Origin of the sequence: Prevotella sp. S7 MS 2 (genome assembly GCF_000762865.1) — a bacterium.
Lineage (GTDB): Bacteria > Bacteroidota > Bacteroidia > Bacteroidales > Bacteroidaceae > Prevotella.
Genome location: NZ_JRPT01000099.1, coordinates 1 through 4,929, shown reverse-complemented (window position 1 = coordinate 4,929; position 4,929 = coordinate 1). Strand labels below are relative to the sequence as shown.

General features: G+C 44.0%; 5 protein-coding genes. 4 read left to right on the top strand and 1 reads right to left on the bottom strand.

Annotated features, from left to right (window positions below; translation table 11 throughout):
• Positions 1–115 precede the first annotated feature (115 nt).
• The 3 genes from HMPREF0671_RS11480 (at position 116) to HMPREF0671_RS11470 (ending at position 2,594) form a co-directional block, all read left to right on the top strand.
• A complete protein-coding gene (locus tag HMPREF0671_RS11480) occupies positions 116–1,024 on the top strand; it encodes a M48 family metallopeptidase (protein ID WP_036900877.1) in 909 nt (302 codons plus the stop codon).
• Positions 1,025–1,153: 129 nt separating this feature from the next.
• A complete protein-coding gene (locus HMPREF0671_RS11475) occupies positions 1,154–1,609 on the top strand; it encodes an NfeD family protein (RefSeq protein ID WP_036900874.1) in 456 nt (151 codons plus the stop codon).
• A gap of 31 nt (positions 1,610–1,640) precedes the next feature.
• A complete protein-coding gene (locus HMPREF0671_RS11470; RefSeq protein ID WP_036900871.1) occupies positions 1,641–2,594 on the top strand; it encodes an SPFH domain-containing protein in 954 nt (317 codons plus the stop codon).
• A 112-nt stretch (positions 2,595–2,706) separates the two neighbouring features.
• On the opposite strand, the gene HMPREF0671_RS11465 is transcribed toward HMPREF0671_RS11470, so the two are convergent.
• Positions 2,707–3,255, bottom strand: a complete 549-nt coding sequence (locus HMPREF0671_RS11465; protein WP_036900868.1) for a cysteine hydrolase family protein — start codon at positions 3,253–3,255, stop codon at positions 2,707–2,709.
• A 195-nt stretch (positions 3,256–3,450) separates the two neighbouring features.
• On the opposite strand from HMPREF0671_RS11465, the gene HMPREF0671_RS11460 reads away from it, so the two are divergent.
• Positions 3,451–4,539: a UDP-N-acetyl glucosamine 2-epimerase gene (locus HMPREF0671_RS11460; RefSeq protein ID WP_036900865.1), complete on the top strand. Its 1,089-nt coding sequence runs from the start codon at positions 3,451–3,453 to the stop codon at positions 4,537–4,539.
• Positions 4,540–4,929: the final 390 nt, after the last annotated feature.

Sequence of the window (4,929 nt, the reverse complement as noted above, 5' to 3'; positions counted from 1 at the left end):
CAGTATATTCAAGTGAATGTTAAAAAACTGCATTTTCCACCATCTTCACGACCTCATCATTGCGAAATTATTTACCTTTGCCATGTATTTATAGATATTTCAAAAATTAGAGAAGATGAAAAGTTGCAAGTTATTATTGCTCTCTTTAGTGGCATCTATGTTGATGGCTTCTTGTGGAACTACATCAACAGTGCCAATTACCGGGCGTAAACATTCCTTAATGGTATCGGATGCCGAGGTTTTAAGTTTGAGTAAACAGGAGTATACCAAGTTTATGAAAACGGCTAAGACGTCTACCGATGCTGTCAATGTTGCCATGGTGAAGCGAGTAGGACAACGTTTGGCCAATGCCGTAGAGACTTATTTGCGTAACAATGGTATGGCTTCAGAAGTTCAGAATTTCGCTTGGGAGTTTAATTTGGTACAAGATAAAGTGGCCAATGCATTCTGTATGCCCGGTGGTAAGATTGTGGTTTACGAGGGACTCCTCCCGTACACACAAACCGAAGCAGGTTTGGCTATTGTTCTAGGGCATGAGATAGCTCACGCCGTAGCCAAACATAGTGCCGAACAAATGTCTAAGAAGATGCGTCAGCAGTATGGTACACAGATTGGTGGTAGCGTACTATCGGCTATCGGATTGGGCGATGTGTCGGGTATTGCTTCTGCTGTTGCCGGCCAATATTTCTCGTTCCGTAACTTGAAGTATTCTCGCGACAACGAGACTGAGGCTGATCATATGGGCTTGATATTTGCTGCCATGGCTGGATATAATCCCGAAGTAGCTATTCCTTTTTGGAAACGCATGGCACAAGGTAATGGTAATAACAACGACATGTTTAGCGATCACCCCTCTGATGCCAAACGTATCGCAGCTTTACAGCAGCAGATGCCTGAAGCTTTGAAGTATTATCAAGCATCGGGAGCAGCTGCCAAGGCAACAACATCCGGATCTTCTACAACCTCAAAATCTTCGAAAAAGACTTCTTCAAGAAAGACAGCCGTCAAGAGTAAGAGACGTTAGAATGTTGTAGCAGGAGCTATTAAATATATAAATGGAGTTATAGTCATGAGATTATAGCTCCATTTTTTTTGTAGTCAAAAATCTTTTCTTTATCTTTACAGGCGCGAACCTATATTCACAAAATAAGCTATGATAGAATACTTTACACAACATTATTGGCTCTTTTGGACAATTATTGTCTTCGTATGTTTAATCCTTGAACTTACTTCGGGCGACTTCTTCGTCACTTGCTTTGCCATAGGAGCATTCGTAGCATGCGGTGTCAGCCTGTTTGATGTGCCTTTCTGGGCACAAGTTTCTATTTGGGCTGTTGCTTCGGTTATGAGTATTTGGCTCATCAGACCTCGTTTGGTAGCTTATATTCATGCAGGTGGCGACGAGCGATTGAGTAATGCTGATGCTTTGATAGGACGTGCGGGGCGTGTGAGTGAAACTATTGTGGCCAACGCTTCCGGTCGTGTGAAGATTGATGGTGATGATTGGAAAGCCGTGGCACCGACTGTATCTGAAGACATTGCTGTCGGAAGTAGGGTGAAAGTGGTGTCGCTTGACAGCATCATCCTAACCGTGGAACCTGTAGACTAATTTTTATTTTAAACTAAATATCTATCAAATTATGACATTAACCTCTATCGTATTGATTGCTATTGTCGTCTTGGCGCTTATCTTTGTCAAGATGGCTGTGGTCATAGTTTCGCAGAGCGAGACGATGATAATAGAACGTCTGGGACGCTACTATGCTACGCTTAAACCCGGAATCAACGTGATTATTCCAATCATAGACCAATCGAAGACTATCGTAACAATGACGCGTGGCATGTATCGATATTCGAATACCATTGATTTACGTGAGCAAGTGTACGATTTTGCCAAGCAGAATGTGATTACCAAGGATAATATTCAGATGCAAATCAATGCTCTGTTGTATTTCCAAATCGTTGATCCATTCAAGGCTGTGTATGAAATCAACAATCTGCCCAATGCCATTGAGAAGCTTACGCAGACCACTTTGCGTAACATCATTGGTGAGTTGGAACTCGACCAAACGCTTACCAGTCGCGACACCATCAACACCAAGTTGCGTGCAGTGCTCGATGATGCCACCAATAAGTGGGGTATCAAGGTGAACCGTGTGGAACTTCAAGACATCATTCCGCCCGAAAGTGTACTTCAAGCCATGGAGAAACAGATGCAGGCAGAGCGTAATAAGCGTGCCATGATTCTTACAAGCGAGGGTGATAAGCAGTCGCAGATATTGCAGTCTGAGGGTGAGAAAGCAGCTACCATCAACCGAGCTGAGGCCGACAAACAGCAGGCTATCCTTCGCGCCGAAGGTGAAGCACAGGCTCGAATCCGTAAGGCTGAGGCCGAAGCGGTGGCTATTGAGAAGATTACGGAAGCCGTGGGCAAGAGCACCAATCCGGCCAACTATCTGCTCGCTCAGAAGTATATTGCCATGATGCAAGAACTGGCTTCGGGCGATAAGGCAAAGACTGTATACCTGCCTTATGAAGCAACCAACGTGATGGGAAGCATAGGAGGCATCAAAGAACTATTCAAAGGCGAATAAGTCTAAGCTATCATTAAATCATAACAAAAGCCGGAATCAATATCCGTCTATCATCTTCTACAGGTGAAGACAATGGATATTGGCTCCGGCTTTTTAGTGTATATACGTATCGTTAAATCACTTCTGCACCGAGCGAGTGTTCGAAATGACCGAGCGCCCAAGCATGTCCTTGTGGATTGAAACTAGCTACGGCAGCCTGATGTACAACAATTTTAAAGCCAAGGTTGTAAGCATCCATAGCCGTATGAAGCACGCAGATGTCGGTACAGACACCTACTAGATGCACCTCTTCAATGCCACGCACACGCAGTTGTAGGGCTAAATCGGTGTGAGCAAAGGCCGAATAACGTGTTTTGTCGAGATAGTAGACGTTTTTATCAGCCTTGATGGTTTTGTAATAGTCGCCCAGTTGCCCATAGAGTTGTCGTCCCTCAGTGCCTTCAAGGTTATGGGGCGGGAAGAGTTTGCTCTCCGGATGGAACTCATCATTGGTTTTGTGTAAGTCGATAGCGAATACAACGAATTCGCCTTCATCGTGAAACTGCTTGGTAATATCTACGATGGCAGCTTCTATCTGCTGTCCCGGTTCGCCACAAGTGAGTTTTCCGTCGGTAGCCACAAAGTCGTTGGTGTAGTCGATGTTGATAAGTGCTTTCTTCATGTCTCTATATTCTTAGTTTTCGATGATTGTCTACAAAGTTACTCAATAATGTGTATATTGGGGCATGGTTGGTAGGGTTATTTACATATGGCTGTGAATCTTCTCCCTTTGTTCCTGCTGTATTCCCTATTAAATCGTTACCTTTGCCAATCAAGAATAAATATGATATAAGAATCGTTTTAACAACTTTATGATATGAATATTTGTATTGTAGCCGGTGCACGTCCCAATTTTATGAAGGTAGCCCCTATTGTCCATGCCATTCAGCGGGCAGCGAAAGAAGGTAAGGATATTGATTTCAAATTAATTTATACTGGTAGCGAGGATGACCCTACGCTTGAGCCGTCGCTGTTTGATGACTTAGAGATAGCACGTCCCGATATGTATTTGGGTGTAGACTGTGAGAATCTGAACGAACTTACCGGTCAGGTGATGTCGGCATTCGAGAAGTATTTGGATGCTACTCCAACAGATGTTGTCATCGTTGTAGACGATTTGGCCTCCACGATGGCAGCAGCTATTGTCACCAAGAAGCGTGGTGTGTGTCTGGCTCATTTGGTTGCGGGCACTCGCTCGTTTGATATCAATATGCCGAAAGAAATCAATCGGCTTGTCATTGATGGCTTGAGCGATCTTCTTTTCACTGCCGGGATAGGTAGTAGCAGTATGGCTACGCGTGGCGGTACGGACAATGCGCAAGTTTATATGGTTGGGAATATCTTGATGGATACGCTACGTTTGAACCACGGAAAGGAGCAACGTCCTGCTGTTTCAGATGATTTGAAAGATGGGGAATACTTGATGTTCACGCTCAATCGCAAGGCTTTGATGGCTAATGAGGACAATTTGAAAATTATGTTGGCCCGTTTAATAGAGTCTGCACAGTCATTACCCATTATTGCACCGTTACGTGGAGCTGCAGCCGAAGTAGTCGAGGCTTGTTTGCCGGCCGACGCTGAAGGGTTTAAGATTATCAATCCGTTGACATATTTGGAGTTCGGATACCTCATGGAGCACGCCAAAGGGGTGATTACCGATTCCGGTAACGTGGCCGAAGAGGCTACTTTCCGCCAAATACCATGTATCACGCTCAATAGTTATACCGAACATATCGAGACTGTCAAGGTGGGTACGAATGTGTTGGTGGGCGAAGATGCCGAGTTATTAGGCAACTCTGTCAGTGGGATGGTGAATGGACAGTGGAAGAAAGCCGGTATCCCTGAACGCTGGGATGGCCGTAGTGCCGAGCGCATTGTGCAAATTTTGTTAGATTTAAGGCGATAGTTATCGCGACTTATTGGTCGCTGTTACGTCGATATTTTTTTGTATAATAGATAAAAGGCAGGTCTGAGCGTACTCTATATTTATCGTGTATGAATATAAGGAAGTCTTTCAGATCTGTCTTTTATATTCTTATTATCTGAGAGTCTAAAGGTATTCAGGTGTGAATAGGATTGTGCTTCGGACAAAAGATATTTTGTTTGTCGGATGAGTTGATTGGTTATAAACTCAAAGACTTATCAACTCAACTTCTTGCAGGGGCTGGACAATAATGCTGTTCGGCCTTTTCAGTAATGCTGCATAGACCGAACAACGAGTTTGCAAGGCTTTGGCAGTAAAATGAAAGTGGAGCTTGTAGAGGCTCTGAAAGCCTTGTTAAGAAGGTAAAATGTC

Excerpts from the sequence above, each read along its gene's own strand:
- HMPREF0671_RS11470 (WP_036900871.1), top strand. The coding sequence starts at position 1,641 with ATGACATTAACCTCTATCGTATTGATTGCTATTGTCGTCTTGGCGCTT.
- HMPREF0671_RS11475 (WP_036900874.1), top strand. The coding sequence starts at position 1,154 with ATGATAGAATACTTTACACAACATTATTGGCTCTTTTGGACAATTATT.
- HMPREF0671_RS11465 (WP_036900868.1), bottom strand. The coding sequence starts at position 3,255 with ATGAAGAAAGCACTTATCAACATCGACTACACCAACGACTTTGTGGCT.
- HMPREF0671_RS11480 (WP_036900877.1), top strand. The coding sequence starts at position 116 with ATGAAAAGTTGCAAGTTATTATTGCTCTCTTTAGTGGCATCTATGTTG.
- HMPREF0671_RS11460 (WP_036900865.1), top strand. The coding sequence starts at position 3,451 with ATGAATATTTGTATTGTAGCCGGTGCACGTCCCAATTTTATGAAGGTA.